This is a genomic window from Pseudomonas agronomica (assembly GCF_025917275.1).
GTDB lineage: Bacteria > Pseudomonadota > Gammaproteobacteria > Pseudomonadales > Pseudomonadaceae > Aquipseudomonas > Aquipseudomonas agronomica.
Genome location: NZ_JAOSHO010001166.1, coordinates 1 through 233, shown reverse-complemented (window position 1 = coordinate 233; position 233 = coordinate 1). Strand labels below are relative to the sequence as shown.

The 233-nt window shown below is 60.5% G+C and carries 1 protein-coding gene; it reads left to right on the top strand.

The genetic code is table 11. From position 1 onward, the window contains the following. Window positions 1-144, top strand: a 144-nt coding sequence (locus OC610_RS29400) for a DUF6124 family protein (protein WP_264433396.1), incomplete at its 5' end; no start/stop codon positions are given. Between the last annotated feature and the right edge of the window lie 89 nt (window positions 145-233).

The window sequence follows — 233 nt, the reverse complement described above, 5'->3', positions numbered from 1 at the left end:
TTGGCATCAGCCGATGCGATGGTCAGTGAACTGGCTTTCGATATGGAAGGCTCCAACCGTCATGTGCTGCTTGGGATCCAGCAGTTGATCGAGCTGGGTTCGTTGCTGGCGAATCGGGCGTTGGATAACGTCGATCCCCGATAGCCGCTACACCGCAAGCCACTGTGGCGAGGGAGCTTGCTCCCGCTCGGCTGCGCAGCAGTCGTCGATTTTGGGGCCGCTTCGCAGCCCAG